The following is a 25,275-nucleotide window of genomic DNA, read 5'->3' as shown; positions in this document are numbered from 1 at the left end:
CGATGCGCCGCAGCTCCCTGCTGTCATCTCGCGCCCTTCCCGCACTCGCCTGCCCCCCCCCGCTGACGTTTTTACAACAGCGCCCATCGCCCCGCTCCCTCCCCCGCGACTCCCTACTGATATAATACTTACAATCAACTAATGCTCCGAAATGTGCGCCCCAGGGCTCCCGCAACCGTCTGTGTACCGCCAAGCCCAGCCCATGCGCTCCCTTTTCGACCACGAGATCATCAAACAGCTGCACAGCGGCACCCGCTCGCGGGTTTACCGCGCCCGGACTGCCGATGGCACGGCGCTGATCGTCAAGATGCCGAATCAGCAGTTCCCCTCCTTTCAGCAACTGGCACAATTCAAGCGCGAGTATGCGATCGCGCGCCGCTGCCGCCATCCTGGCGTGGCGCATCCGCTGGCGCTGCAGCTGCACGGCGGGCACTGGACGATGATCCAGGAAGATACCGGCGGCCTGGCGCTCGACCAGCTATTGCGCGCGCAGGTGGCGGCGCGCAGGACGCCGTCGCAGCCCGCACTGGCGCTGGACGATTTTTTCGACATCGCGCTGCAACTGTGCGCAGCGCTGGACGAGGTCCATCATCACGGCGTGATCCACAAGGACATCAATCCATCCAATCTGGTGTGGAATGACGAGCAGCGCCTGCTGCAGCTGATCGATTTCGGCATCGCCTGTGAACTGCCCTACGAAAGCCACGGCATCGCCCATCTCCAGACCCTGGAAGGCACGCTGCGCTACATGGCGCCGGAACAGACCGGGCGCATGAACCGGCGCGTTGATTGGCGCGCCGATTTCTATGCGCTCGGCGCCACCTTGTACGAATTGCTGACCGGCCACACGCCGTTCGAGGCGGGCGACGAGATGGAACTCGTGCATTGCCACATTGCGCGTAGTCCCGACTGGTCGCACCCGGCGCTGGCAGACTTGCCCGGCCAGCTGCTGCCGATCATCCAGCGGCTGCTGGAAAAAAATGCCGATCAGCGCTACCAGAGCCTGCAAGGCTTGCGCAGCGACCTCGAAGCGTGCCGCGCAAAAAAGCCGGCGCAGGCGCTCAAACTGTCCGACCACAACGGCCGCTTCCTCGTGCCACAGACGCTGCACGGGCGCGAGGATGCCATCGCCGTGCTGCTGGCGGCGTTTGAACGCAGTGCCGCCGGCACCTGCGAGATGCTGCTGGTGGCCGGCCATTCGGGCATCGGCAAGTCGGCGGTCGTCAACGAAGTGCAAAAGCCCATCATCGCCCGGCGCGGCCGCTTCCTGTCGGGCAAATTTGACCAGCTCCAGCGCGATGTGCCGTATGCCTCGCTGATCCAGGCCTTCCAGGGGCTGGTGCGCCAGTTGCTGGACCAGCCGGAAGAAACGCTGCGGCACTGGTCCGCAAAACTGCACGAGGCCCTGGGCAGCGGCGTGGGCGTGATTGTCGAACTGATTCCCCAGCTGGCCCTGATCGTCGGTCCCACCGAGCCGCTGCCCGCGTCGGCGCCGGCACAGGTTCAGTGGCGCCTGGACCGCCTCTTCCCCCGCTTCGTCGAAGTCTTCGCCTGCACCGGGCATCCGCTGGTGCTGTTCCTCGACGACCTGCAATGGGCCGATGCTGCCACGCTGAGGATGATCGAGCTGCTCATGGTCTCCTGCGACAAGAGCTGCATGCTGTTCATCGGCGCATACCGCGACAACGAAGTGGGCCCCGCGCATCCGCTCATCGCGCTGCGCGACAAGCTGATCGCCCGTGAGGTACGCCTGTCGACGCTGGTACTGAACGCACTGACCGAGCCGCAGGTTGCGCAAATGGTCTCGGCCACCGTGCGCGTGGCGGCGCCTTACTGCGCGCCACTGACCAGCATTTGCTACCGCAAGACGGCTGGCAATCCCTTTTTCCTCAACCAGTTCCTCGCTGCGCTCAACGAGACGGGCCACCTGCGCTACCGGCCCGCCGACGATTGCTGGGACTGGGACCTGCCCGCGATACAACAGGCCGGATACGCCGACAACGTAGTCGAGGTGCTGCTGGAAAAAATCCGCCGCCTGCCCAGCGTGACGCAGCACCTGCTGCAGCTGGCCGCCTCGAGCGGCAACCGCTTCACGCTCGACACGCTCGCGCTGGCAGTAGACCGCGCACCCCGGCAAACGCAGCAAGACCTGTGGCCCGCGCTCAGGGCGGGCCTGATCCAGCCGCTCGACGAGCGCTATAAATACGTCAATGGCGACACCCCCGCCGGCAGCAGCGGCGTCAGTTACCGCTTCCTGCACGACCGGGTGCAGCAGGCCGCCTACCTGGTCGCCGATGCCGGTGCGCGCGCGGCCAACCATCTTCTCATCGGCCGCTTGCTGCTGCGGCATACGCCGCCGGAACGCCAGGACGAGGCGCTGTTTGACATCGTCGAGCAGCTCAACGCCGGCCGCGCGCTGATCGACGATGCGGGCGAGCGCGTGCAGCTGGCAACGCTCAATCTCCAGGCGGGCGTCAAGGCACGGCGTTCCGCCGCGTTCCAGTCCACCCTGGAGCACATGCGAATCGGTCTCGGCCTGCTGCCGGCGGACGCCTGGAATGCCCACGCCGGCCTCTGGCTCGAACTGCAGCTCGGCGCCGCCGAAGCGGCCTACCTGTGTGGCCAGTTCGATGCCGCCGAGGCGATCTACCCACTGGTGCGCGCCCGTACCATGAACCCCTTGCTGCAGGTACGCTGCATAGCCATCCAGGCGCACCAGTATCAATTACAGGGCCGCCTGCTCGACGCCATCGCCGTGCAGCGCGACGGCCTGGCGCAGCTGGACATCGACATTCCGCATGAGGTAGCGCACATGAAGGCGCGCTTCGCCGAGATTCTCGCCGACATCGGGCGGCAGCCTGGCGCGCAGGCGCCCGACACCTTGCTGGCGGCGGCCGACATGTGCGAACCGGACGCGGTGGCCGCGATGCAGATGATGCAGGGACTGTGGATGGCCAGCTACTACGCCGGCCAGCAGGATCTCAGCGCGCTGATGGTGGTGTCGATGACACGCCTGTCCATGCAGCGGGGGAACAGCGATTTCAGCGCCGTCGCCTATGTCGGCTACGCGATGATGCTGGCGCTGTACAGCGGCGACATCGCACGCGGCTACGACTTCGGCGCGATGGCGATGGCGCTGGCCAGGCGCCGTGCCAACCTGCAGACGCGCACGCTCACGGGCCTGATGTTCGGCGCGCTCAGCAACCACTGGACGCAGCCGCTGCGCAGCTCCGACGCGCTGTACGAGGAAGCGTTTGGCTGGGCGCTGGAAATCGCCGACTTCGTGCAGGTCGGCGTGGTGGCGGCCGTGCGCGCCACCGACCGTATCATCCTCGGCGACTACCTGCCGCACCTGATGCACGACATCGAGCACGACCTGGCGCTGATGCGCGCCAACGGCCAGCAGGCGATGGCCGATTGCTGTGTCGCCGCCGCTATCCAGCCGATCAAGTGCCTGACGGGCCTCCTGCCCCGTCATGACAGCTACGACGATGCGACCTTCAGCGAGGCAGGCTTCCTCGCACAATATGGCGACTCGCAGCTGTACCGCGCCTACTTCTTGCAGGGGAAAATCCGCAACGCCTACCTGTTCGACGGCGCCGACGCCGAACCGCTGGCCGGTCAGCTCGGCATGGTCACACAGATCATGCGCGGCCAGGCCAAGGTGGCCGAGTGCAGCTTCTACGCCGCGCTGATCCTGATCCGCGCGGTGCGGCGCGCTCCTGGGCGTCCCGACGCGGGCGCCGTGCTGACCGTGATAGGCACGCTGCAGGCGAATCTCACCGCATGGGCCAGCCAAGGCTCGGACAATAGCGCCGCCAAGCACCTGCTGGTGATGGCCGAGCTGGCACGCTACCGGGACGATCTGCAGCAGGCCACGCGCCTTTACCAGCAGGCGATCGACGCGGCCGGCGTGGCCGGCTACGTCAACATGCAAGCGCTGGGCAATGAGCTGTGCGGCGAATGCTGGTGCGACCAGGGACAGCCGCGCGTGGCCGCCGTCTTCATCCGGGACGCCATCGCGCATTACGGCCAGTGGGGCGCGGACGGCAAGGTGGCGCAGCTGCGGGAGCGTCATGCTGCGCTGCTGTCAAGGATGGAGGGCCGCGGCACGCAGCGGCACTCTGTCTCCCACACGCACGGCAGTTCCGCGCTCGACCTGGTGTCGCTGCTGAAGGCAGCACAAATCCTGTCGAACGAAGTCGGCCTGCGCAACGTGCTGACACGCCTCATTGCCATCGTGTGCGAAAACGCCGGCGGGCAGGTGGCGCGCCTGCTGCTGCTGTCCGAAGGCAGCTACCGGCTGGAAGCCAATATCGATGACGATGGCATCACCGTCCTGCAAGCGCGCCAACTCGACCTGAACGCCGCCAGCGACCCGCAATTCCCCCTGTCGCTGCTGCGCTACGTCATCCGCACTGGCGCGGAGATGATCGAAGACTGCATCGCGGGCGCCTCGCGCTTTGCCGCCGACCCGTACGTGCAGTCGCACCTGCCGCGCGCCGTCATGTGCCTGCCGATCCGGCACGGCGGCCAGATCGAGGGCATCCTGTACTTCGAGAATCGGCTGGCCGACGCCTCGTTTACGGAAGAACGCGTGGCGTTCCTGCGCATGCTCGGCGCGCAGGCGATGATCTCGATTTCCAGCGCCAGGCTGCATGACACCCTCGAAAGGCGCGTTGCCGAACGCACCGGGCAGCTGGAAGACGCCAACCGCAAGCTGGCGACCCTGTCCATCACCGATGGCCTGACTGGCCTGTCGAACCGGCGCCATTTCGACGACGTGCTGCGCACCGAATGTGCGCGTGCCACGCGCGTCGGCCAGCCGCTTGCCGTCGTCATGCTCGACGTCGACTACTTCAAGCTATTCAACGACCGTCACGGCCACCAGGCCGGCGACGCATGCCTGATCCAGGTCGCGCAGGCGCTGGCGGCCGGCATGCGGCGCGCAGGCGACCTGACGGCACGCTACGGCGGAGAGGAATTTTCGATCGTGCTGCCAAACACGGGCGCGGACGAAGCGCGCCAGATCGGCGAAGCGCTGCGGCGCGCCATCGAAGACCTGGGCATTGTCCACGCGAGTACGGAAGTGCAGCAGGTGACGATCAGCGTCGGCATCGCGGTCCAGTCGGCGCCGGGTACCGCCGATCCGGACGCCCTGTTGCGCCTGGCCGATGCCGCGCTGTACCAGGCCAAGGATGCGGGGCGCAATTGCGTGGTGCTGAGGACTCTGCCGCCCGGCTAACCCGCATTCATGGCACCGGGCGGCGCCTCACTCGCTGCCATGGGTGTTCTCGCGCGCCTGCTCCCGCGCCTTTTCCTGCGATGCCAGGCCATTGAAGAACAGGTTGAGCAGCACGGCGACGATGGCGGCCAGCAGGATGCCGCTGTGCAGCAACGGTGACAGGGCCTTGGGCATGTGCTGCGCGTACTGTTCCGCCACCAGCGGCAGCATGCCGAAGCCGATCGACAGGGCCACGATAAACAGGTTGTTGCGGTTGCTCTTGTAATCGACGCCGGCCAGGATGCGGATGCCGGTGGCGGCGACCATGCCGAACATCACCAGCCCTGCCCCACCCAGCACGAACGCCGGCACGGCTTCGGCCGTCTGCGCGATCTTCGGGATCACGCCCATGACGAGCAATATAAGGCCTGCCGCCACACAGACCCATCGGCTGCGCACGCCCGTCACGCCCACGAGGCCCACGTTTTGCGAAAACGAGGTGTACGGGAAGGTGTTGAAGAGGCCGCCGATCAGGGTGCCCAGGCCATCGACGCGCAAGCCGCGGCTGATATCGGCCTGCGTGATGCACTTGTCCGTCATCTCTCCCAGCGCCAGAAACATGCCCAGCGACTCGATCATGACGACGATCATCACCAGGCTCATGGTGACGATGGCAACCACGTCGAAGGTCGGCATGCCGAACTGGAACGGCGTGACGATGGCAAAGGCCTTGGCGCTGGCCACCTTGGCGAAATCGGCCTTGCCCAGTGCAAACGACAGGGCCGTGCCGGCGATGATGCCGATCAATACCGCAATATTCGACAGGAAGCCGCGACCATACTTGGCCACCAGCAAAATGATGGCCAGCACGAAGAAGGCGATGCCCATGTTATCCAGCGCGCCGTAGCCTGGATTGGCGATCAGGGGCACGGGGCCGGGCGGCGCCGGCAAGCCCGCCGCCGTGGCGGCAGCGGCCATCTTGAGGAAGGCCGGATCGGCAATCTGCGCCATGGCAGGCGGCCCGCCCATGGCCCAGTTCACGCCCACGCGCATCAGCGACACGCCGATCACGGCAATGATGCTGCCCGTGACCACGGGCGGAAACAGGGCCAGCAGCCGGCTGATGAAGGGCGCGATCAGCATGGAAACGACGCCGGCGCCGATCACGGCGCCAAAGATGCCGGTGATGCCCAGGGTCGGATTGTTTGCCATGGCCAGCATGGGACTGACAGCGGCAAAGGTCACCCCCATCATGACGGGCAGGCGGATGCCGAAGTACTTGCCTATGCCCAGGGACTGGATCAGGGTCACGAGGCCGCAGCAGAAAAGGTCGGCACTGATCAATGCTGCCACCTGCTCGGGCGGCAGCTTGAGGGCGCGGCCGACGATCAGCGGCACGGCGATGGCGCCCGCATACATGACGAGCACGTGCTGCAAGCCCAAGGTGAACAGCTTGCCGGCAGGCAGCACTTCATCGACAGGGGACGGGGCAGCGGGTACGGTGCCGGGAGCGCTGCGGTGAATGGATTTCAAGCGGGGAGAGGCCATTTACGCTCCATTTCCTGGGTTACCACGGCCCGGACGGGCGCAGGTGAAAGGGAAAAGCAAGAGAGAAACGGGACGACAGGAACACAGTGGCGGCGGATGAGGCATGCGAAGCTCCTTGGATGGGATGACTCCAACAAGCCATGCACGCATCGTGCCAGCGATGATTGTATACAGAAATTGTGCCGAAATATCATCGCGGCCAAGAAAGTCAGGCGCTGAACGCGCTGTGGTGCACTGTTTTCTGGCGCGCCACGACGCGCTGCACCACGCAGCTGCACCAGAAGGCAGCAGCAGACGGCGGCAGCGGAAGCCCCATCCGAGACTGGCGCGAGGTAACAATAGCCTGTGCAATACCAGGCCGATGCCAGGCCGAGACCAAGCCAAGCGCAAGCCAAGCACGATAGCCGGCGCGCGCTGCCAAGGGATTGCGCGCGGAGCAAACAAGCCGCAGCGCAGGCGTCGACGTCGCCGAATACCAGCCTGTGCTAGCTGCAGGTACAGCCATCAACGAGCGCTGCCAGCTGCAGCACATAGGCCTCGCGCAGCTGCTCGCACGCCAGCACGGCTGGCGCCTGCGCAAAAATCTCGTGTGCGGCACGGCTGAGCAAGCGCACACGGCCAGGAAATCGCGCGCGGCGCACGTAAACAAGCCGCAGCGCAGGCGCCGACATCGCTGAATTACCGGCCTGTGCTAGCTGCCGGCACAGCCATCAACGAGCGCTTCCAGCTGCCGCACATAGGCCGCGCGCAACTGCTCGCGCGCCAGCAAGGCTTGCGCCTGCGCAAAAATACCGTGCTGCGGCACGGCTGGCAAGACGGGTGCCGAAGGACGAGCAACCTTGCAGGGCACGGCAATGGGCAACCTTTCTACTGCCGCTTCCTGCGCCGGCCGGCCTGCCGCGCAGCCGCCCAGCAGGCAAATCAGCAGGCAAGCCCATAAACAGGCCGGCAAGCAAGCACGCCAATAGTTCCAGGCCCACAGCGTGGTCCACAGCAGCGGCGCCACACTCGTCATTGCCGCGTTCATGGCGTCCCGCCAGCGGCTCTTCCGGCCGTTTCACGGGCGATCAGCGCCTCGGCCGCGCGGCACGCATCGCCTTCGGGTTGCAACGCCAGGATGCGCGCCGCAGCCGCTTGCGCGTCTGCCTGCCCGGCCTGCGCTGTGGCCAGCGCCTGCCTTGCCCGCGCCGACCGTCGCACGCCCTCTTCCCGCAAGGCATTCAGCGCCTGGTTCTGGCGCCGCAACACGCCCTGCACCTGCAGCACCTGGGCCGCGCACGCGGCACGGCCCGCTTCGCGTCCCCAGCGCTGCGCGCAAAACACGGCCGCGCCCAGCAACAACAGCATGGCCACAATGGTCAACGACGGCTTCATGCCAGCACCTTGCGCGCGACGACATACAAGGCCAGACGTTCGGCCAGGCCGTTTACGCCACCGTTGATGCGGCGCGTCACGCGCTCCTGGTCGCCCACATCGGCCAGGCGGTTCAAGCCGCGCGATTGCCAGAACCAGCCCGCCGAGCGACACGCGAAAGTTACCTGCTCCAGCAACTGCGGTGCCGCCAGCAAGTCCAGGCCCAGCGCCACGCCGCACGCGGCATAGTTGGCGCGCCCCGTCACCTGCAGCAAGCCGCGTCCCCTGAAGCGCACGCCGTCGCCGGCAATCACATTCCCCAAGTCCGCCCGTCCTTCATAGGCCGCGCCGCTGGCCAGCTCGCGCACATAGCGCAACTGTCCCGATTCGTGGCCCACCTGCGCCAGGAATGACGCCTGGCGCAGCGGCGTATCAATATCGAACTCGGCCATCGCCGCATTCAAAGGCGCCAGGAACAGCGTAGCGCGGCGGCCGGTCAGCGGCATGATCTGCATCAATTGCGCGCCTGTCACAGCATGCCCCGCACGTCCTTGACGGCAGCGGCCGCATCGGCCGCCAGCTCGCCGATATCCTTGCCGCGCCGCTTGTCGAACCAGCGCACGCAGGCGCCCAGCACCCACCAGGCGGGCAAGCCGGCCGCCACCATCAGCGGCGCGGCGATGAAGAGGAAACCCGTGGCCGGGTCGCCGCCATACAGGCCGGCCACCGTCTTCGCGCTGTCGAACAGGCTGGGCCACCACGACAGCACGGCGGCCACGAGCACGGGACCGAGAAAGGTGGAAATGATGATGCTGGAACAAAAACGAATAAATGCTTCCTTGGTCGACTGGGGCCACATGAACATGAAGCCCAGCGACGTGGCGGCGGCGCCGGCCAGCACGGGCACGCCAAACAGTTTGATCAAAGCGCCGCCGGCGGCGGTGGTTTCGAGGGCCATGGTTGTCTTTCAGGTGGTGGTTCAGGTGTGGAAATAAAAAAACCCGCCGAGGCGGGTTTGTTGGTGAGGCACAGGAAATGAAGGAATTTAGATCGTCCGTTCGCCCGCAGGCACTGCGTCATGCAATGGGGCTTCAACCAGTTTCGGCACGCCCCCGTCCACAAGCCAATCCGTATATTTAATATAATCGACGTTCTGGAAATCCATCGGTATGATTGCCCCGTCCGATTCACGTATGATTACGTTTGCCTCTTCTGCGATGATGTACATGCGTTCTCCTAATATTAAATTTCGGCGATGGCTTCCCAGTTACCTTGGATATTGAACTGTCGTGCTGCTGTAGTAGAGCGCAATTTCATACGTTTATTGTTAGCCTCGGCAATAGCTCCCTGAAATCCTGTAATGCCACCTTGCGCGTCGGTTCCTTGACATGCCCATGTATACGGTGCAGCCACATAGCCACGCATATTAATAGTAGGAGGTGAGCGCATAGGTACGGGGAATTTAATAGTATGGCGCCCGTTATTCTCCAAAGAGTCAACAGATTCACCAGCTGATCCCAGTAAAGCTAGAGCATCAACAGCAAGCACAGTCACATCGGCACCTTCAGCGAAGGAATTGCAGTAATAGCGCAGGCACAACTGCATTTCTTCTGCCATTGAGCGTCGAGAGAATGGTGTTGCCTGTCCGGCCTCAAACTGTACACCTGTGATTAGGAAGTTTCCATTATTCCCCAGCATGTTTACAGCACCAGTTACACCTGTTATATTTCCTGCAATCCAAGTGCCAGTGACTGTACGCAAGAAGTTAGCACCCGAACCCAAGTTAAAACGCAGATGCAGACCTTGCATGTTGTTTGTATTCATTACACTTGCAGTATCTCCGGGAATAGAAACAACGATTTTTGTCCATGTGTTCGCTACAGGAATGGGGAATGAGAACACATAGCTTTTGTTTGCCAAAATGTTGTATAAAGCGCCCGAATGTGAACCAGCGATGTTCGAGTAAACCCAAGCGGACAACGTGCAAGTTTTTGCACTGGCTGTGCCATATTGCAGGTCCGCCAAATGATTACCCTCAATTACCTGCTGCAACAGGTACGCTTCGCCAGCAGCAGCGTTATAAGCTCCTTGAGCACCCAAGCCAAGGTAATTAGGAAAGCCGGGGGCGCGAGTAGCCACGTTATAAAAGTTAGGGCCATAAGCTGCCTTGCCATTATAGGATGCATCATAGTTCCAACGGTCCAAACCATAACCAATGAGATATGTTCCCGAATTAGGTACACCACGCTGATTAATACGCATATCGCCGTTGATGATGCGATTCTGCATGCCGCCGAGGAACGAACCGTTTATGCTGGCCACTTTAAAGTCCTGCGCTGCATCCCCATTTATCGCCGCGTAAGTGGCATCTAGAACGGACGGAGCGATGCTGTCTGCAGTGACATACCAGCCGGACACGCCGTTACTCGTGAACGTGGTGACTTCGCCTGGCCGCATCACGTATGTGGTCGTCAAGTTCGCGCTGTTAGCGAGAACTACGCCAGGCGCCGCAAAATTTACGGTTCCTCCAAATGGCGCCCTTACGGTGAACGAGGAGCCCATATATTCATAAGTCGATGGCCCTACGGCAAGTGTCGAATTTGGGGAGTTGAATTGCAACCAATGGCCAAGTTGTTCTTTTGTGAATGCATTCGCACCTGCGGCCAAGCCGATACCTTGGCCAACTTGATAATGCAAGCCTGCATTATTAACGAAATCCACCGTGGCAATACGTCGAGAATTGTTAAACTTTTCGGGTTTGGTCGAAAGTGGAGTACCAGTAAGATCAGCACTATCCAGTGGTGCTTTCAAGTTAAGCGCAGCTTGTTGGAGAATGCTTACTGGTTTGCTCACATCACTGGTGTTGTCCACGCTACCCAGGCCAACATCGCCCTTGTTGCCTGACATGGCAACCGCCGCAAACTGCGGCCGACCAGTAATGGTTGACCAGGCCGGAGCGTATGTGCTCGGCAGCGCGTCCGTAATGCCATAGCCAGCCAGCGTCGTCGCGCGTACCGCTTTTTTGGTATCCAACTCGGCCAGTGCCGCCTGTACGTTCGTCGCAACGATTCCGCCCACCGGCGTGCTTACAACTTGCGAGGCCACATTGGTGGGGATCGTCACCCAGGCACCGGCCTGAAATACACGCAGGCAGCCGCCGTTCAGCACTGTGTCCCAATAGGTCGCGCCGGCCAGCAGCGCACCGCCATTATTGTCAACGTCCGGTGGCAGAGCCTTGGCGCCGAGATAGCGCGCATCGAGCGATTTGAGCGCGGCCGCAGCCTTTGACGCAGCGATGGCCGCGGTGCCATCCGATTCTGCTGCCGCAGCGGCTGCAGCCGCCGAGGCAGCAGCGCTCGCAGCCGCTGCCGCGGAATTCTGCGGGATATCGACGATATCCTTCGCCTTGGCCAACTGGTTCAGCTGATAGATCAGGTCTTGCTGGCCGTATTTAAAAACATCAGTCATTACAGCTCCTCGACTTCAATGGTAGTGGCATATGCCTGGAAAGATGGCGTGGTGATGGCGGCCAGGTTGGCCAGGCGCCCATACACCTGGTGAGTCTGCTCGAGCTCGACGTCGTCGTTGTCCGGAAACAGGCTGACGAATAGCGGGTGCGACAGGCCATTACCGCGCACGATGCGCCACAGCTCGGCCCGATCCAGCGGCGTCAAGTAGTCGAGTGAAATCGACAGTTTTCGGTACAAGGCGCCGCGCTCGACTTTCTGCTCGCCAGCGCCATTGCGGTACTGGTTGCTGGTATCGGCCGGCGTGACGCTGGCTCCGTAAGATGCGTTATGCTCGGGACTCCACCAGGCGCCGGCCACCAGACGCGCGGCATCGATGTAGCCGGCCGGGTTATCCGGGTCGGCCAGGTCGATCACCAGTTTTTTGACGCTGCGCATCTGAAACCAGCTGCGGCCATACGTACCGCCGCCATAGCTGAAGGCGTTCACCCCCAGCGGCAGCGCCCCCCAGTTCCACATGCCCAGCCTGGCGTACTCGCATGCCGGTACAGCGCCCGTATCGAAATCGGACACGGCGTCACCAGGCTCGACGTAGCCGCGCACGCGGATCGTCGCCGTCGGCGTCAGGTTGCAAAATGGCAGCGCCACGCCGCCGATGATCTCGGGCGTGGGCCAGGTGGCGGTAATGGTCAAGGCCAGGCCAAGCGAGCGCAGCACGTCATGCTTGCCTTCCCGCTGCAGATTGGCCGGACCCAGCGCGCCGGCCTGGCTCGATGCGGTCAGCGCCGCGCGGTCGCCGGCGTTGTCGGAAATTATTCGTAGATTTACCATTCTGCTTAATAATCCTTAACGTTAATAGTGATATAAGGCGACTTTTTTCGTCGAAGTCGGAGCGAGTCAGACGGACTTCAACACTGCCACCACCAATCGGGATATCCGTGGTGATGACAAAGAGCATTGCGATTTTAGGCGTACCAGCTCCTTAGTAGGTGTCAAGCGGAAATTTTAAAGTATTGCCCAACAAGACACTGTACTAAGGAAGCAATGTTTACGGCAGATTAGCCGCCTCAATAACGAAACCAAAGGACGGAGTATCAGTATTTGCAAAATCATCAGTAGGGAAATCATTTTTCTGACTGGTTTTGCGTACTATACGAGAAACCCGTAAAGATGTAGGTGTCCACCTTGCCCAACATCCAATGATTTGGTTATAGGTGTATAACCAGCCAGTACTGCCACTATTAGGATAGATATCCGCCCAATAATAGCTGACCATGCCAATAATTGCAGGGCGTGCCAAAGCAGGGATAGCTTGGTCCACTCCAACACTTTGAGCATTAACCCTTGCCCTTGGGAATAAATGGTTTGAGTAGCCGAAATCCGCAACCAATTGTTGCTGCGTATTGAATAATTGCAAACCACAATTACCTGAAGGAACTCCTGCGAAACCAAAGGCCCACATATCCACAGGAACTTGGGAATTGCCGTAAGTACAGAATACAGTGATGATGTACTCACCTACGCCAATACGATCCATTCCTGTAATGGAACCAATGTATCCAAGTGGCAAATCCATCGCCATATAGATAGTTATATCATATCCAATCGAAAGACGGTAAGTGCTATAACCACCTTGCCAGCCAACTATACTATTGGAATCACCAGAAGCCTGAGTTGTACTCTGGTATACAGCTTTGCCCAATAGGTGAAGAAACTTGGCATCAGTGCTTACAGTGAACTCACCATTAGCGTTAACAATTTGAAGTCCAACTGGCATAGTTACACCATAAAAAGAGAAACAAAGCGTGTACTGTTATATTCAGTAGGCCCGAAGTTAACACGCAGGTATCCAGCAGCGTAGTCAAAACTCATATACATATTCCCAATACATTTACCCCCCCCTAAAGGGTTAAAGACATAAGGAGTCCCAGAAGTAAAAGCATAAAAGTGAAGAGTATATGTAGCTGCTTGACCAGGAATAGTGAAACCACCTAAACAAACGCCTCCATATGCCTCGTCAGAGTCAAAAGTCTTTACTCCCGCAGGGTTGAATACTTGCAAGCCAGTACCCATTACCACCTCCCAAAACGTACGCACAACCCGGTGCCGTTCAATTCGCCAGATGCTTCGCGCACCCGTATGTCAATGCCGCCCATTTCAGTGCACAGGCCATCCGCCGCATTCCATGGCTGCAATCCACAGGGCATGTCACCACACTCCCAATCTAACAATTAAATTGCCTGCTGCGTTATAAATACGGATACCGTTACTGTCGTATTCAGTCCGCTGGCCGCTCGTTGCACTGCGAATCAGACCAAAGGTTCCGGTAGCAGCCACCAACTCGCCTCTAAAAGACCCTTTGGCCGCTACCAGCTCACCTGAAAACCTTGCAATTGGAGCAACTTCCGCCCCTCCAGGCGTCACAGTAAGTCCAGGCATCTCAAAATAGCCCGTACTCGACAGCTGAAAAAAGCCACCTGGCACATTGATATTTCCAATAAGCAACCCTTGGGAACTCAAATGAAAGCCGCTGCCTCCATTACTGGGCCAGCTGTAGTTGTTGGTCGGATACCCGGCGCCACCATGCAGCGTCGCGCTGTAGATATCGCCTGCCGTCACCTTGCCAAGATCAGCACTGATCGCGCTCAGTTGCCCCACCTTGAGCGCATTCAAATACGGCGCCGACCACTTGGTGGTGCCGCTGGCCGGATTGAAAACTCCGTCCGAACGGTACAGCGATTCGCCGGCGCCAAACAGCGGCGGCGAACCCTCCCACACCGTGCCGGCGCCCCAGGTATCAATCGGCGGATAGGATGTTGCGCCCTGCGTGCTGAGCGTCGCTGGCGCGCTGGCCAGTGACAGCAAACTGGTCTTGCTGTAGCAGATCCGTGCCGAGTTTCCCGTCACGCCGTCGAAAATCTTGCTGACCGTCTGGCTGGCTGTGTAAGTCAGGCCGTCGGCCACGATGCTGGCCGTGACCGTCACGCTGTCGCCCACCATACCGGCATACGCCAGCGTGGCCACGTTGCCGACGCGCGTCAGCACGCTGGCATTGCTGGCGGTGAAAGCCACCTGACCCTGCATGTTCACCAGGCCTGCCGTGAAATCGATGCTGGCAGGAGCGGCAATTGTCGTGGCCGCCACCTTGAACGCCTGTGCCGTGGCAGCCAGCAGCAGCACGCGGTCGTTGGCTGGCGCGAAGCGCGGTACGGTATTCATGATCAGCCTGTCGCGTTCCCCCACTATCGCGCTCATGCCAGCACCCCCACCGTCACTCGGCCCGTCAGCCAGAAACGCGACAGCATCACCACCACGCCCGGCACGCCGTCCTGCAAGCCAAAGCGTTCAGCGCGCAATTGCACGGGCTGCCCCAGTTCCAGCATCATCATCTCGGGTTCTCCATCAAATTCATAAATGGTGCGCGGTACCTTGCTCAAGGCCAGGCGCCGCTGCGCTTCCGCGCGGGCATCGGCCCGCGTCTTCAGGCACGTATCGATCTGCACCGGGTCGTCGGAGAGGCGGTAACGCGTGCGCACCGCCGCGTCGACCACCGTCTCCGTCAGCCATTCCGTGGCATACAAATCCGCATGCGCGGGCGGAATGCTGGTCGTCAGGGCGGCTTGCAGCGTCCAGTTCCGGTCGAAGCCGATCTTCACGGCGGCCGTCACCGGAAGACGCTGCGCGGGACGCAGCGAGCGTTCGCGCATCTGCTCCGGACCGATCGCCACAGGCACGCCGGCGGCCGGCAACGCGATCTGCACCAGGCGCAACTGGCCGGTGCGCGACATGATCGCCTGGGCGCCCACGCTGGCCGCCAGTTGCTGAATCGCCTGCGCCTGGTTCGTGCGATCCGCTACATACAACCCCACCGGTTGCGGGTGGGACGCATCGAAAGCGGTCAGGTTGTCCAAGTCCAGGTCAGCCAGGGTAAAACGGTCGGCTGCCTTGCCATAGGCCGTGGCGATGCGCTGCACCAGCGGCGCGATGCGCGGCGCATAGCCGCCGCCCTTGTCACCCTGCACGCTGGCCGTGATCGTGGTGGAAAACGGATCGGTAGTCAGGTTGAAGCGACCCGCCTGGTCATTCAAGGCCACAGCAATCGGCTTGCCGTTGGTGCGCACTTCAAACGTCGATTCGACCGCGCCAAGAAAACCGTACTCCAAAGTGGCGGGATTGGTCAGCAAGGGCGTCACGTTGTGGCACTCGCCGAAGGGTATCGGCAGGATGGCGTCCTTGTTCGGCGTCGTGCCACCCAGCTTCGCCTCGGAAATCGGCGTATTCAGGCGCTGCAGCTTGTCGCGCAGTACCAGGTTGACCGACTCGCGCCCCGCACTGGCCACGTCGGCGATGATGCCGTCGAAGACCAGCCGGAAGTCGGCGCGTGGCCACGATGCATCGCCGGCCCAGGCCTTGAGCGGCCGGTTCATCCAAACGTCGTCCAGCCAGCCATCGAGCGCGCCATCGGCGTTATCAAGTTCGATATCGCCGCCCGACAACCCCGCCTCGCCGGACAGGCTGACCTGTTCCGTGAAGGCCAGGCCGCCCTTGGCCAGCGGCTGGTACGCGGTATTCGCCGGCACCTCAAGCGGCCCGGTCACGTAGGGCCGCGAAGCGATATATCGCGTCACCTCGCTGCCGGCCACATTCACCTGCGCCTCGATCAGCACCATGCGGATGGCCGACGGGCTTTGCAGCCATTCCTGAAATTGCGCATCGGTCATGCGTATTCTCCTTTCACTGCATTGGCCCAGGCGGATGCCCGGGACGATTTGTCCACGCCATCGACCACCGTCCTGGCGGCGTTGGCGTTCGATTCAAAGGTGGCCTGGATGGTGGCGCCCGTTTGCGCCCGCTGGTCGGCGCGCAAGCCTTCCAGCTCCACGCGCATGGCCTGGTTGTCTTCGCGCAGGCCGCGGATTTCGGCCACCAGTACGTCGGAGCCGACGTTCGCCGCCGACGAGTAGCGCACGGGGTCGAAGACCGCCGCTGTCACGGGAGAAGTCATCGCGGCAAGTGCAGCGACCACGGGAGGATTATTCAGTTTCACGCCCAGGTCCGCCGCACCGCCCATCGCCGCCCGCAGGCCGGCAATGGCCTGTGCCACCGTCAGCACGCTGTCGTTGATGGTGATCAGGCCCGATACCTGGGCATTGAGCGCATCCAGGCTGGCCTGCTGCACGTCGACCTGCGCGGCCGCCCATTTCAACGCTTCCTTGTTCGCTTCCACCACGCGGGCGTAATCGGCCGCATAGCGGGCGTCGGAGGCGTTGACCACTTGCGACGCCGTCAGAAACGCCTGCTCGGCGGCGGACAATCCTGATTGCGCAGTCGTGTCGCCGGCATTTGCGGCCGCCAGGGTCTTCTCGAACTGCGCCCGCGCCTCGGCGTACTTTTGCTCCGGCGTGAGCGTCGACTGTGCGCCCAGCGCCATGCTGGCATTGAGTCCGTTCAAGGTCGTCACCCACGATTTCGACTTCTCCAGCGCCGACTTGGCCGCCGCAGATTCCGTTTCATAAGCCTTGGCCAGCGCATCCTTTGCACTAGTCACCGCCTTGACGGCCTGGATCTGGTCGAACAGCCCCCGATTGACTTCGGCGACGCTGCTGCGTTGAGCAGCCAGCAACTGCGCTTCGCTTTGCGTCAGCTGATTCAACTGCTGTTGTAAGTCCCGCCGTTCGCTGGCGATATCGCTGGCCGTCTTGCTCACTTCAGCCAGTTCGCCCGTGACGGCGGCCAGATCGGCGGCATAGTCGGCCGCCTTTTTGAACGGCTCGGCCAAGGACAACAGGGCCACATACAATTCAGCCGACCCTTCTTTTCCGATGGCCACGCCATCAGCAGCGGACAGTACGGCAGCCTTGAAGCCATCCATCGTCGTCACGCCACCCAAGCTCAACTTGCCCATAGCGTCATTCACCGACTTGGTGATCGGCGCCATTCTTTCGGCTTCAGTCAGGAAATTTTCGTAAAAATACGAGGTGCTGCTGGTCAACTTTTCCAGGCCACCGGCAGTATCGATCAAGTCTTCGCTCAGCTTTACCGCTGCCATCCCCGTGACGCCGAAGGATTTTCCCAATACAAACAGGACATCGCTGACCTGCTGGAAATCATTGGCGATGCGGTTTAGTGTTTCAAACGCGCCTTCGCCTATCTTGGCGAAATCGCGCAAGCCGGCGACGCCAGCATCAGCCATCTTGTCACCCAGCGCGGAAAATGCCGTCTCCAGCGCTTTCTGCTGTTCCTCAGCTGAGAGTCCTTTCAAACTGATCTTGCCCAGATCGACCTTGAAGCTGTCCATCCGCGCATTGAAATCGCCCCCAGCCACGCCCATAACGTTGGCGGCGCCACGAATGGCATTGCCCATGCTGACGATAATCATCGTAAACTGCTGATTGACGTCATCGGACATTGCTGCCGTCTCCGTCTTGTTCTTATTACTATAGGTAAAACCCAATGCTTTCTTCTTGGTATTGACATCAGCATACGATTGGGCGGTAAAACCGATATCCTCGATCTGGCCCAGGCTCATGGCCTTGCCCGTAATCCCCTGATCGACCACCGTCTTGGAGGTATTGAACAGTTTGGAAACAACGCTGCCCAACACCGCGCCCACCACACTGCCGAGCACCAATCCGATGGGGCCACCAATCGCCGCCATGCCCATGCCCAGATAGGTACCCAGCATGGCACCACCCAAGCCACCAGCAGAAGTACCCGCCAGAACGCCCATCGTGCCTCCCAGGACCTTGGTTCCGGTCTGCACACTTGCAGCAGCTCCGCCCGCTCCCGTGGCCACGGATTCGCGTGCCAGCAGATTGGCCAGATTGCCGATACCGGCAGCGAGCTTGCGCAGCGAGTTATCCATTGAAATGGTATGCGCCAGGCCCAACCCGGAATTTTTTTCCATGATGGCCAGGCTGCGCGCGATCGAATCGCTTTTGGCGGATGAGTCACCCAGCACCGTGCCGGTGCCGTTTGCCTTCTGGCGCTCCTTGGCGACATCGACATTACCACTGCCTCCACCACCAATCGCCACGCCCAGGCCTGCCACGATCGCCGCCATGGCCGCCATGCGGCCAAATGCGGTATAAGGGTCGCCCGATCCTTGGCTCAGCACTGCGCTGATTCCCTTTGGCACCAGTTCGGCCAGAGTCATGGCCACTTCCGCCGCATGGAACACCTGCGATACCGTGGTCAAGGCTTTGTAGCCTGCACTTTGCTCGTCGAAGAAGCCTGCCGCCGCGCCAGCCATGTCGCTGTAACCTTTCATCTGGGCCTGCGTGGAATCAAGCTGCGCTTTCGATTTCGCAGCGATTTTCGCTGGTTCGTCCCCCTTCGCATCCTCCTTCGCATTCGCCAGGGTCCGTTGAATATCCTGCTGGGCCTTCTTGTGGTCAACCAGCGCGGAAGTCACCTTGCCTATCGTGCCACCCACCTTGCCGAAGGCCTTTTCCAGCGCATCGCCCAAGGCTTTGGCGCCATCGGCAGCATCTTTCCATTGTTGTTCGTCGGCTGCCTTGGCATCGGCGCGCTTCTTGTCCTTTTTCGCCTTCGCATCCTCTTCCTGTTTTTTCAGAGTCTCGGCCGCCTGCTGACGTGCGATTTCATTCACCTGTGCCAACTCGGCCTGCACCTTCGGTTCCACTCGCTCTTTGGCGGCGCCAGCTTCGGCGATCTTGTTCTTGTTTTCCTGAACAGCTTGCGGCGTTTTCGCCTTAAAGGCGCTCAACACATCGATCTGCTTCTGGTAGGCATCCGCTTCCGCCTTGCCCCGCTCGCGAATGGCGTTTTGACGACGCTCAAAGTATTGCTCGTCGCTCAGTGTGCCCCCCTTGCGATACAATTCATCGAGCTTGGCGCTCTGCTCAAAGCCCTCCGTTTTCAAGCGCAACTCACTTTGAATGGCTTGCAACTGCCCGGCACGCTTTGCATCACGATCGTCAGAACCAAAGGCTGGCGAAGGTGGCGCAACCTTGAATGCGGCATGAATACTGGCACGCACCTTTTCCTGCTCAGCAAAGGGAACCGCCAGTGGCGTTCCTTTTAGCGTGGCAACGTTTTTGTTGTATTGATCAATTGCTGCAGCCTCCTCGTTAACTCTCCTGGCATAACGCGCCTTAATCGCGTCGATACCATTCTGTGCCTGTTTTTCAGCATGATTTTTTTCTTGAACCCCGCGCTGTGCATCGGCAACACTGTTCTCCTGGGCTAGCTTAGTCACCAGTACCTGCCGTTCCTTTGCCCTCTGCTCAAGATATCGCTGCAGTTCCTTGCCGCTCATGCCCATGCCTTCATGCGTACCCATGCTGGCATGGCCGGTAACTTTGGCTGAATTGACCTCCAGATCGAGTTGCTTGATCTGGTCTTCCACTATGGTTGTGCGGCCCATGCCATTGACACTATCTTCGCCATTCGACCAGAGGGTCTTAATAGCCCGCATCGCCGTACCAACAATGCTCAGGTTTTCGCCACGCTTTTTCAGCACGTCGTTGTAATTGTTCGCCACTTCGATCATCGCTTCCTGGGTCTTGCCTTCCTCCACCAGCGTCTTGATATGCTGGTACTGGCTGGCATCCAGCGTTCGATACACCTCGGCATGGGTATCGACCCAGTTGACAACACCGCCAGCCATCGTGGCAAAGTTCGCGGCAACCTCCCCTGCCGGCTTGTTTGTAATCTGTGCCGTGGCCACCGCGGCGGCGCCAACCGACAACAAGGCCTCGCCTGTAAATTCTCCCGTTTCCAGCAGCGTTTGTAAGGCTGCGCGCGCCTCGCCCATGCCGGCATTTTCAAGATCGGCAACCGACTTGACCATGGTATTGAACTGCCCTTCCGTGATGCCGGCCGCGTTGCCTGTCAGTTGCATCGCCCTGGCAAAATTATCCGACTCCTGTTGTCCCTTCACATAGGCATTCGCTGCGAATGCGGCAGCTTCCCCGAGCATTTGCAGTGCCAGCACAGGCCCAGCACCCAGGCGCGTGACTGCCAATTCCGTCAAGCCGGATACATTCGCCAGCTCCCCCAGGCCATCCTTGATTTTCCCGACGTCGGCGTTCATGCCGCCTTCGCCAATCTTCAGTGACGCCCTTGCAAAGCCTTCGACTGCGGTCATACCCTTGAACAAGGCATCCGAAGCGTCGCTGCTTTCGTCACCAAGGACTCTGGATGCATCTGCCGCCGCGCGTACCGCTTCGGCCTGCGCACGCATGACTTGCTCGGAATCGCGCATCCTGGTGTTCGCATCCTGGACTTGATGTCCAGCCTCGCCGCTGGCGGCGGCCAGGTCGTTTACCGCCTGCGTACCCGCCCTCACTTCCGCCGTATTCACAACAATTAGTATTTCCGTTATCTCTGGCATGTTTGGCCCATAAAAAAGGCCGCGCATGGCGGCCGGGTTGGAAAATTCGGGTCAGCCCGCCGCATGCTGGTGCGACAAAAACAGCGCGTCGAGCTGGTCCAGCAACTGGTGCTCGAACGGCTCGATGGCGATGGCGTGGCGCGCCTGCCAGGCGAGGATTTCCGTGCTGGCGATGGGGTTGACGGCCATGCCGTTCTGCCGCTTGCGGTTCAATTGCGCGAACCATTCCCACACGTGGGCCAGCTCGAACGGCATTGGCGGCATCGCCTCCTCGGGCGGTGCGCGGTACAGCGGATGGCGCCGGGCGGCGTCGATATGCTCGCCCTTGGCATGGCCATCGGCCGCCCGCGCGCCGCGCTCGAACTGGTGCCCGGCGTAGCGCAGCAGGCTGGCCGTCAGAGTTTCAAAAAATTCGACTCGTTTTCCAGCGCGGTGGTCACTTTTTCCTGCCAGGTCGGGTATTTTTCAAAGGCCGCCTCCAGCAGCGCCGGATCGAGCGGCACGGGTGCGCCGTTGCTCGTGAAGCCATACCAGCCCGTGACCACGGCCAGTGCCAGGCGTTTCTGGTTGCCGTCAATGGCTTGCACCAGCAGTTCCGCGCCTTCGTCGGTGGAGGCGTCGATGGCCGTCTTGCGACGTGCCGACTTCTTGTAGCCTTCGGCGCGCACGGCGTTGTTGGCGACGCGATATTGCTCACTGTTCTTGCCGACGATGGTCAGGCCGGCCACCGCTTCGCCATCCGCGTCGAAGATGACAGGCACGTCGAAGGTGACGGGAGTAGCCGCCGCGTGGATGTTGCCGATGTCGAAACCTGCCTGGATTTTTTGTGCGTTGTTCATGTGTGCTGCTTTCTGGATGAATTAAAGGTAAAAAAGGCCGCCAGGAAGGCGGCCCTGGTGCAGGCGCTAGCCGCTTACAGCGCGCTGTCCTGGATGGTCAAGGTGGTCGCTTCATGCTGCGCGTCCGTGCCCTTGTAGCGCAGGACGTCGAAGGCGCAGGTGACGATCTTGTTTTTCTCGCCGTCGTCGATCTTGGCCGAGGTGATCTTGATGCGGCCCATGGCCAGCGCCAGCACGTCAGCGGTCGGCGCCGTGCCCGACGCCATGGCGTAGGCCAGCGGGATTTCCGTCTCGGACTTGAAGTAGTCGAGATAGGTAGCGTCCTGCAGCAGCACCGTGAACTGGCCCGAACCCATCACCTTGCCGCGCGATGCGGCCGTGGCGTACTTCGAGCCGATCACCGGATCGACCTTGACCTGGCCGTCGAGCGAGACGGACATGCCGGTGCAGATCTGCGACGGGATGCCGTTCACCGACAGCATGGCCGTGGCGCCCGAGAATTTGCCGGTGCCCGGCGCGGCCAGCGGCGTGGGGAAATAAGGCGCGGCCGTGGTCGGACCTTCCGCCTTGCCCATCAGGGTGAAGTCCAGGCTGGTGATGCCGTTCGGCTGCACGGCGATATCCATCTTGCTGACCAATTGATCGACGAAGCTGCGGTGCACGCCGATCTTCGGATCCTGCACTTCGGCCGTGAACCAGTCGGTGGTATGACCGGTCAACGGGGTGAAGCTGCGCTTGCCGACCGCCGCCACGCCGACCGAATCGCCAGCCGCCTTGACGATCATGGCGGTACCGTCCATGAACTGGCCATTCAGGTTGGTGGCCGTGACCGACGTGACGAAGAAGTTCTTCGCGTTGTTGGCGGCGGCCGGCGCCGTCATGCCGGTAATGCGCACAACGCTGCCGGCGCGGAAACCTTCCGCCAGCCAGGAGCCGGCGCTACGGGTCAGGCCGGAGGCGGCGGCCGCGATGGTGGTTTGCGCGGCAGCGACGCCGCCCGCCGTGAAGTCGCGGCGCAGCAGCGCCGCCATCAGCGGCGCATACGTGCCGCACGCTGCTTCGGCCTTGATGGCGCCCGTGGTGCGGAAGTTGCCCAGGCGGGTATCGCCCTGCTGCTGGCTGGCGTCGATTTCGGCGCTCGCGTATTTGTCCGCTTCCGTGTCGAAGGTGGCCGTGACGCGGGGATAAATCTGGCCGCCGCCGGCGGCGGCCTTGCTGCCTTCGGCGCTTTGTTTGCTGATAACGATCAAGCTGTCGATGCCGTTTGCTGTCGATGCCATAGTTGTAAAACCTTTCGTGGGATAAAAAAAGACCGCCAGCGGCGGTCTTGGGGAAGGAACTGCGAATAATCGGAAAGACATATGAAAAACCCGCACGCGGTGAGGCGGCGGGCTGGTGTCCGGATGGCGCGGCGCCATGCCGGATGGAAGGTGGGCGAAGGGACCATGAAGGCCGTTCGCTGCGCTGAGTTCCCCTATCGGTGTCGCGCTGGAAGCGCGTCTATTACGAGTGGAGAAGCATGTGGTGTACTGCGGTATTCGCTGTGTTGCAGTTGCTGCGTGATCGAGACTCTATTCTAGGGGGCTTTTTTTCATCGCCGGGCATATTGCAAAAACTTTTTAGTGACCGAGGCGGCGCATGGCGCGGGCGCCGTGCGACTGGAAGATGCCTTCCAGTTCGCTGACCATGTCCTTGATGCGTTCGAGTTCGAAGCCGCCGGAGCAGCTGATGGCCGCTTCGCCGCCGCCGTGGCAAGCCTGGCAGACGACAGGTGCGCCGGCCTGCATGGCAGCGACGACGCCCGTACCATGGCAAACCTTGCATTTGCTGTCAAGCCAATGCGCGAGCGACGCTTCGGCCACGCGGCGGTACAAGGTATTGGCTGCCTGCGCATCCCAGGCAGTGTGCGCCTTGACCCAGCGCCGCGCGCGGCCCTTCTGCGTCACGGCCGCCGTCCAGGCGCGCAGCAACTGCGCCAGGTTGCCCGCATTGCCTTCGAACAGGCGGCTGACGGTGCCGTCCGCATATTTGACGCGGCACAGCAAGGCGCCCATGTCGCCGGCCAGCGCGGCGGCCGCGATCACGTCCAGGTCGTGGTGGACGGCATCGTCGCGCAAGTTCTGCGACGACAGCGATGCGATGAATTTTTCTGCAAACCCCATGATTTCTCCTCGTTGATACTAATCGTTGTTCTGTGCCGGGCCAAACAGCGCCGCCACCAGCGGATCGCGGCGCGCCGTGCCGCGTGTCCAGCTGGCCGTGCGGCGCACTTGCGGCGGCAGTTCGGCCCAGCCATCGACCTCGTCATCCTGCTCGCCCAAGGCGTACAGGGCGGGCCGCTGGCGCCCCGGTTCCGTGCAGTGGCGCTGCGCCAGGTGGATCTGTCCCATCCCACACATGTGGCGCAAATAGCGGCTCATGGTGCCCGCATCGAGTCCCAACAAAGCGGACAACTGCGCCGCGCTGGCCTGGCCCTGCTCGCGGATGTATTGCGCGATGCGGGCGATATGCAGCTGCGACTTCTTGCTGCGTCCCTGTAACTGGCGCCCCTGACGTGGCGCCGTCCTGCTTTCCACCAATTGACTGCTGTTCAACATCTGCCTGACCTCCCGTGGTGTCGCCAACCGGCAGACGCTGTAGTGCGTTTGCGACAGGCAACGAGTGGACTTTATCAATCGCTAATGTTAAAGTCAAGCATTTGGTAATTTATCAAACGGTAAATTTCAGGTTTAATGTGGAGATGAATATGTATCAATACAGACGCGACCGCCTGCTGGCCCTGATCCGCGAACACTACGACAACACGCGCAAAAAAATTTCCGACGTCAGTGGCTGGAGCGAGGCGCGCATCTCGCAAATCCTCTCGCCCACCTACCGCGAGGGACGCGCCTTCAGCGAAAAGATCGCGCGCAAGCTGGAAGCGGACTTGCAGCTGGGCAGCATGTATTTCGACCAGGGCGCGGCGCCCGACCAGGCGGCGCTGGCGGCACGCGCGCTGGCCGGCGTGCAGGCCGTGGTGGTGGAAGATGGCGAGGATGAACGCTTCTACCCGATCCGCAAGGTGAAACTGCGCCTGTCGGCAGGCATCACGGGCTTTGCCATCGAACCGGAAACGCACGACGGCAGCACCATCAGCGTGCCGCGCAGCTGGGTCGAACGCAATGGCTACCACCCGGAAAAACTGGTGGCGATCAAGGTCAAGGGCGAGAGCATGGAGCCGGCCCTGTACGAGGACGACGTGGTGATCATCAATACGGCCGATAACCGGCCGGCCGATGGCATTGTGTTTGCCATCAATTACGAAGGCGAGCCGGTGGTCAAGCGCATGGCGCGCGATATCGGCGAATGGTGGCTGACGTCGGACAACCCCGACCAGCGCAAATACCACCGCAAGCTGTGCCGTGGCAATGAATGCCTGATCGTGGGCAGGGTCGTGCGCAAGGAAAGCGACCGGATTTGAAAGCGAAATTTATCGATTGATAAACT

21 protein-coding genes are annotated in these 25,275 nt (G+C 61.4%); 2 read left to right on the top strand and 19 right to left on the bottom strand.

Features of this window, described 5'->3' with window-relative positions; all coding sequences use genetic code 11:
* The first annotated feature begins 202 nt into the window (after window positions 1–202).
* A complete protein-coding gene (locus CSQ93_RS15430; protein WP_158301249.1) occupies window positions 203–5,245 on the top strand; it encodes a diguanylate cyclase domain-containing protein in 5,043 nt (1,680 codons plus the stop codon).
* Window positions 5,246–5,272: 27 nt separating this feature from the next.
* On the opposite strand, the gene CSQ93_RS15425 is transcribed toward CSQ93_RS15430, so the two are convergent.
* The 19 genes from CSQ93_RS15425 to CSQ93_RS15345 form a co-directional block, all read right to left on the bottom strand.
* The gene (locus CSQ93_RS15425) at window positions 5,273–6,772 is read right to left on the bottom strand and encodes a nucleobase:cation symporter-2 family protein (protein ID WP_199534422.1); all 1,500 of its coding nucleotides are present in this window, start codon (window positions 6,770–6,772) and stop codon (window positions 5,273–5,275) included.
* Between the two features lie 485 nt (window positions 6,773–7,257).
* Window positions 7,258–7,380, bottom strand: coding sequence for a hypothetical protein (locus CSQ93_RS29670; RefSeq protein WP_267891658.1), 123 nt, complete (start codon window positions 7,378–7,380; stop codon window positions 7,258–7,260).
* Between the two features lie 83 nt (window positions 7,381–7,463).
* Window positions 7,464–7,799: a hypothetical protein gene (locus tag CSQ93_RS15415; RefSeq protein WP_158301247.1), complete on the bottom strand. Its 336-nt coding sequence runs from the start codon at window positions 7,797–7,799 to the stop codon at window positions 7,464–7,466.
* The gene (locus CSQ93_RS15410) at window positions 7,796–8,146 is read right to left on the bottom strand and encodes a hypothetical protein (protein WP_099378783.1); all 351 of its coding nucleotides are present in this window, start codon (window positions 8,144–8,146) and stop codon (window positions 7,796–7,798) included. Before CSQ93_RS15410 ends, CSQ93_RS15415 begins: the two co-directional genes overlap by 4 nt.
* A complete protein-coding gene (locus CSQ93_RS15405; protein WP_099378838.1) occupies window positions 8,143–8,640 on the bottom strand; it encodes a glycoside hydrolase family 19 protein in 498 nt (165 codons plus the stop codon). Before CSQ93_RS15405 ends, CSQ93_RS15410 begins: the two co-directional genes overlap by 4 nt.
* A 14-nt stretch (window positions 8,641–8,654) precedes the next feature.
* The gene (locus CSQ93_RS15400; protein ID WP_034785835.1) at window positions 8,655–9,083 is read right to left on the bottom strand and encodes a hypothetical protein; all 429 of its coding nucleotides are present in this window, start codon (window positions 9,081–9,083) and stop codon (window positions 8,655–8,657) included.
* Between the two features lie 87 nt (window positions 9,084–9,170).
* Entirely contained in the window at window positions 9,171–9,353 is a 183-nt protein-coding gene (locus CSQ93_RS15395) for a hypothetical protein (protein WP_099378782.1), read from the bottom strand.
* 14 nt (window positions 9,354–9,367) lie between these two features.
* Window positions 9,368–11,593, bottom strand: a complete 2,226-nt coding sequence (locus CSQ93_RS15390) for a hypothetical protein (protein WP_099378781.1) — start codon at window positions 11,591–11,593, stop codon at window positions 9,368–9,370.
* Complete coding sequence (locus CSQ93_RS15385; RefSeq protein ID WP_099378780.1) at window positions 11,593–12,423, bottom strand: hypothetical protein; 831 nt, start codon at window positions 12,421–12,423, stop codon at window positions 11,593–11,595. Before CSQ93_RS15385 ends, CSQ93_RS15390 begins: the two co-directional genes overlap by 1 nt.
* Window positions 12,424–12,640: 217 nt before the next feature.
* The gene (locus tag CSQ93_RS28880; RefSeq protein ID WP_158301246.1) at window positions 12,641–13,369 is read right to left on the bottom strand and encodes a hypothetical protein; all 729 of its coding nucleotides are present in this window, start codon (window positions 13,367–13,369) and stop codon (window positions 12,641–12,643) included.
* A gap of 2 nt (window positions 13,370–13,371) precedes the next feature.
* Complete coding sequence (locus CSQ93_RS28875) at window positions 13,372–13,665, bottom strand: hypothetical protein (protein ID WP_158301245.1); 294 nt, start codon at window positions 13,663–13,665, stop codon at window positions 13,372–13,374.
* A gap of 135 nt (window positions 13,666–13,800) precedes the next feature.
* The gene (locus CSQ93_RS15380; protein WP_099378779.1) at window positions 13,801–14,811 is read right to left on the bottom strand and encodes a hypothetical protein; all 1,011 of its coding nucleotides are present in this window, start codon (window positions 14,809–14,811) and stop codon (window positions 13,801–13,803) included.
* A gap of 32 nt (window positions 14,812–14,843) precedes the next feature.
* Window positions 14,844–16,313 (bottom strand): hypothetical protein, encoded by a 1,470-nt coding sequence (locus CSQ93_RS15375; protein WP_099378778.1) that lies wholly within the window; start codon window positions 16,311–16,313, stop codon window positions 14,844–14,846.
* Window positions 16,310–20,950, bottom strand: a complete 4,641-nt coding sequence (locus tag CSQ93_RS15370; protein WP_158301244.1) for a phage tail length tape measure family protein — start codon at window positions 20,948–20,950, stop codon at window positions 16,310–16,312. The genes CSQ93_RS15375 and CSQ93_RS15370 overlap by 4 nt, the downstream gene beginning before the upstream one ends.
* Before the next feature lie 51 nt (window positions 20,951–21,001).
* Window positions 21,002–21,241: a phage tail assembly chaperone gene (locus CSQ93_RS15365; RefSeq protein ID WP_442778331.1), complete on the bottom strand. Its 240-nt coding sequence runs from the start codon at window positions 21,239–21,241 to the stop codon at window positions 21,002–21,004.
* A gap of 104 nt (window positions 21,242–21,345) precedes the next feature.
* On the bottom strand, window positions 21,346–21,789 hold the full coding sequence (locus CSQ93_RS15360; RefSeq protein ID WP_034751875.1) for a hypothetical protein: 444 nt from the start codon (window positions 21,787–21,789) through the stop codon (window positions 21,346–21,348).
* Window positions 21,790–21,863: 74 nt separating this feature from the next.
* A complete protein-coding gene (locus CSQ93_RS15355; protein WP_099378776.1) occupies window positions 21,864–23,069 on the bottom strand; it encodes a phage tail tube protein in 1,206 nt (401 codons plus the stop codon).
* A gap of 339 nt (window positions 23,070–23,408) precedes the next feature.
* The gene (locus CSQ93_RS15350) at window positions 23,409–23,951 is read right to left on the bottom strand and encodes a hypothetical protein (RefSeq protein WP_099378775.1); all 543 of its coding nucleotides are present in this window, start codon (window positions 23,949–23,951) and stop codon (window positions 23,409–23,411) included.
* 18 nt (window positions 23,952–23,969) lie between these two features.
* Window positions 23,970–24,386: a FeoC-like transcriptional regulator gene (locus CSQ93_RS15345; RefSeq protein WP_099378774.1), complete on the bottom strand. Its 417-nt coding sequence runs from the start codon at window positions 24,384–24,386 to the stop codon at window positions 23,970–23,972.
* A 149-nt stretch (window positions 24,387–24,535) separates the two neighbouring features.
* Here CSQ93_RS15345 and CSQ93_RS15340 point away from each other — a divergent pair, with 149 nt between their 5' ends.
* On the top strand, window positions 24,536–25,249 hold the full coding sequence (locus CSQ93_RS15340) for a S24 family peptidase (RefSeq protein ID WP_099378773.1): 714 nt from the start codon (window positions 24,536–24,538) through the stop codon (window positions 25,247–25,249).
* Window positions 25,250–25,275: the final 26 nt, after the last annotated feature.

It is taken from the genome of Janthinobacterium sp. BJB426 (genome assembly GCF_002735705.1).
Classification (GTDB): domain Bacteria; phylum Pseudomonadota; class Gammaproteobacteria; order Burkholderiales; family Burkholderiaceae_D; genus Janthinobacterium.
The sequence above is the reverse complement of the archived record's forward strand: the minus strand, read 5'-3'. Positions and strand labels throughout refer to the sequence as shown.